The sequence below is a fragment of the Streptomyces sp. NRRL S-1813 genome, assembly GCF_000719605.1.
Classification (GTDB): domain Bacteria; phylum Actinomycetota; class Actinomycetes; order Streptomycetales; family Streptomycetaceae; genus Streptomyces; species Streptomyces decoyicus.
In genome coordinates, this window is record NZ_JOHB01000107.1 from 1 (window position 1) to 284 (window position 284).

At 63.0% G+C, this 284-nt stretch carries 1 pseudogene; it reads right to left on the bottom strand.

Annotated features, from left to right (window positions below):
• Window positions 1-284, bottom strand: a pseudogene (locus IF67_RS0138550) (ABC transporter permease); the annotation flags it as partial.

The following is a 284-nucleotide window of genomic DNA, read 5'->3' on the forward strand; positions in this document are numbered from 1 at the left end:
GCCTTCCAGAAGTACACAAAGCCGACGACGCCCATCAGCAGCGCCCAGCCCCCGGCGAACGCCCACACATGCGGCGGCAGCTTGTCGTGCGTGAAGCTGTCGATCAGCGCGAAGCGCATCAGGTCGATGTAGACGGCGGCCGGGTTGGCGTTGAGCAGGACCTCCACGAAATGCGGGATGTCCTTGCCCTTGAGGATCAGGTCGATGCTGAACATCACGCCCGACGCATACATCCACGTCCGCATGATGAACGGCATCAGCTGCGCCAGGTCCGGGGTCTTGCT